This window comes from Streptomyces hainanensis, from assembly GCF_004348415.1.
GTDB lineage: Bacteria > Actinomycetota > Actinomycetes > Streptomycetales > Streptomycetaceae > Streptomyces > Streptomyces hainanensis.
This window is the reverse complement of sequence record NZ_SMKI01000648.1, coordinates 1-3,316: the sequence shown is the minus strand read 5'-3', so window position 1 is coordinate 3,316 and position 3,316 is coordinate 1. Positions and strand designations below refer to the sequence as shown.

2 protein-coding genes and 1 pseudogene are annotated in these 3,316 nt (G+C 73.6%); all 3 read right to left on the bottom strand.

Features of this window, described 5'->3' with window-relative positions; genetic code table 11:
* Positions 1-954, bottom strand: a 954-nt coding sequence (locus tag E1283_RS34115; protein ID WP_132822044.1) for a hypothetical protein, incomplete at its 3' end; no start/stop codon positions are given.
* Complete coding sequence (locus E1283_RS34110) at positions 951-3,038, bottom strand: hypothetical protein (protein ID WP_132822043.1); 2,088 nt, start codon at positions 3,036-3,038, stop codon at positions 951-953. The genes E1283_RS34115 and E1283_RS34110, both read right to left, overlap by 4 nt.
* Before the next feature lie 152 nt (positions 3,039-3,190).
* Positions 3,191-3,316: pseudogene (locus E1283_RS34105) on the bottom strand (alkaline phosphatase D family protein); the annotation flags it as partial.

Below are 3,316 nucleotides of genomic sequence, written 5' to 3'. Positions count from 1 at the left end.
GGGTTGGACCGTGACGGGGGGCGGACCGAGAGCCGACGTGGCCTGCTGGCCCAGGGCCTCGGCGCGCAGGCCCGGCAGGTCCACGTCCCTGACCACGCCCCGCTCGACGAGGAACCTGAGCATCTCGCGTTCCTGGTCCTCCCGGCTGTCCTGGCGCGCGGCCCGGGTCCGCTCCAGCACCAGCAGCATGTCGAGCACCCGGGCGGTGTCGTCCGGGTGCTTGGCCAGGTGCACCTCGACCGGTCCGCGGATCTGTGCCGGCAGGGAGTCGAGCAGGTGCTCCTGGGCCTCGCGCCGTTCCCGTTCCCGCCGCTGCCGGGCGGCGTGGTGGATGTCGTCGATCGCCACCTGGTGGTGGGCCTGCCCGACGTCCTTGGTGTGGCCGTGTCCCCCCATCACGCGTGCCCGTTCGGCCTGCTTGAGGCCCTTGATGAACTCACGGGCGGCGGCGTCGGGTTCGAGCTGGACGACGCAGTGGAAGACGGTGATGCCCTCGGGGAGCGTGATCTCCCGGGCGAGGGCCGCGTTGATGTGCGCCTGGGCGCGCTGCGCCTCGTTGATCTGGAACTGGGCCGCCTGGTCGCGGAGGTCCTTCGTCAGCCGCCGGTAGACGGGGTCGAGGGCGTTCGCGACGTTGTGCCGGACGACGAGGACCGGGTCGTGAACGCGGAAGCCGACATCCAGCCTGGCCTCGAACCGGTGCGCCTGATCCCGGCAGGGCAGCGGCGTCCTGGTGAGTTCGGCGGTGCGCCAGTGGTCACCCAGGTCGACGACGTGGCACAGCCGGTTGCGGCCCGCGCCGAGGAGGCGCTCGCTCCAGGTCCGCGGTCGAGCGGTCTCCACCTCGAAGCCACCGTCCGCCGGGTAGACCACGGCGAAGCTGGGTGGCAGCCGGAGGGCGCCCACCTCGCTTCTGGGCAGCGGCCGTTCGTTGAGGATGAGGGGTACCGTCACCTCGTGCGTCCCTCCTGTGTGTCGATGTACCGGAGCTGTCTCTGGACCGCCTCGGCCAGCTGTGGCAACGGCGCGAGGTCGTCGGGGTGGACCCAGTCGGTGGCGTAGCGCCCCAGGATTCGGCGGAGGCGCGGGTCGTGGTGGGCGAGCGCGTGGACCAGCCGCAGAAGCAACTCGCGTAGCTTCGGGTCGCGTTCGGCCAGTGCCGCCCAGGCGCGCAGCACCTGTTCGGCCTCGGCGTGGAAGTCCGCCTGGCCCAGCGCCTGGCGCCAGAGCCAGACGAACGAGTCGCGCAGCGTGTCGCGTTGGTCGGCGAGGCAGAGCAGCGCCGGCCACTCGGGCGCCATGGCGCCGGCGATCCCGAGGTCGCCGGGGACGACCGTCAGTTGTGCCGCGACGATGAGGAAGCAGAGCAACGCGGCGGGCGCGGACGCGTGGTCGCGGGCCCGGTCGCAGAGGGCCCCCAGCACCAGGGGCGTCAGTTCGCGGTCCTCGGCGAGCAGGTCGGTGAGGCTCTGCCCGACGGCCACGGCAACGGTGACGTGGTCGACGACGGTGAGCCGGCTCAGGAACTCCACCGCGTCGGCGCCCGTGGCGACGCCGCCCGTCGTGCCCCCTCCCGCGGCGACGCCTCCCGCTGCGCGGAGGCCGTGGACCCGGGCGGCCGTGGCCTGGGCCAGCGGACGGGTGCGATCCGCGTACCAGCCCTCCACCAGGGACGTGACATGCCGCGCGACCCACGGGTCCCGGGCGGCGACGGACAGGGCGTAGGCGACGGCGTTCCGGTGCTGGGCGTTCTTGCTGTGGGCCCAGTGCTGGAACAGCCGGTCGCGCAGGTAGGGGAAGGAGACGCCGGCGACGACGCCGAGCGCGGCGGCCGCGTAGACCCGGACCTCCTCGTCCGGGTCGGTCACCAACTCGCCCAGCCAGTCCAGGATCTCGTCCTGCACCTCGTACTCGCTCCACGCCTGGCGGACGACCTTGGCGGGGAAGGTCACATCGATGTACTCGAGGAGCTCGCCGGGTTCGCCGTCCGGCTTGGGCAGCGCCCGGGCGCGCAGCCGGGGCAGTTGGGTGCGGCGCGGCGTGCCGAACGGGCCGCCGGCGCGCGGTGACCGGCCCTCGGGGCCGGGCGCCGACAACTGGCTGTAGGTCCCCTGGCTCGGGTCCGCGGTGAGCCGCCTGCGCAGCGAACGGGCGGCGCGGGCGATGTTCTCGCGCGGCAGACTGTTGAGCACGGCCAGTGCGATGGCGGTCGCGCGGGCGGCGGGATCGCGCAGGTTCTCGGCCCAGATCTCGAACTCCTCGGCCTCGATGCGGGCGTGCCGCCGCCTGATCGGCCCCAGATCCAGCTCGCCGTCCTCGGTCTCCCGCTGGTACTCGTACTCGTCGCAGAGCGCGTCCGCGAGGTCGGCGGCCTGCTTGCAGGCGGATTCGGCGCCGAGGAAGTCGGCGAGCAGGGTACCGACGTCGGCGCGCGCCAGCAGCCAGGTGGCGGTGTGGTCGCCGAGCCGATGGCGCAGGTGGGCGTCGACGACGCTCCTCGGGTCCGGGCGCTCGGTGACCTCCACCGAGCCGGGAAGCAACTCGCTGTCGGCGATCCCCGTCGTGGACACGGTCACCACCAGCCACGCGCCCGCGTTGTCCAGGGCGCTCTGCAGCGCGGCGACGGCCGAGCGGTCGAGGTTGGCGACGTCGGTCGGCCGGTCGAGGAGGAAACCGACGCCGCGTTCGATACCACCGCCCTGGCCGCCGTCGTTCTCCAACAGCGCGGCCAGCGACGACACGTCCACGTCGCTGTCGAGGTGGTACACGGGCCCGCCCCCGGCGGTGGCGGCCAGCAGGAGGCGGACCGCCATGGCCGTCTTCCCGGTACCCGGGGCGCCGCGCAGGATGAGCAGGTGCTGCTTGACCAGGGTTTCGCGGGCGGCCGGCAGGCCCGCCGGCTCAGCGTAGGCGAATCGGACCCGCTCCCTGGTGAGACGGGAGAGCGGGCGCAGCCGCTTGCGCTGACCGCCCAGCAGATAGACGAACTTGTTGCCGGCGACCACGTCTCCCTCGACGTTGGCGAACGCGTCCCGCACGTGGCCGTGCCGCTGGGACCCGCTGCCGAGCGCGCCGGTGGCCTCGAACGCCTCGGCTCCCGGCCCGGAGCGCGGGGGGCCCTCGTCGGTCGCGTCCGTGTCGTCCGGTCCAGGCCGGCCGCCGGACTCGCCCTCCGTGGTCCCCGGCTGCTCCGGGCCACCCGCCCGTAGCGCAGCCTGCGGTACAACTGCATGTCGGGGCCCTGCGGGAACTGGGGCGCGCGCAGCGGCATGTGTTCCCAGTACGCCCGGAAGGCGTTGGCCCTGCGCACCAGGAA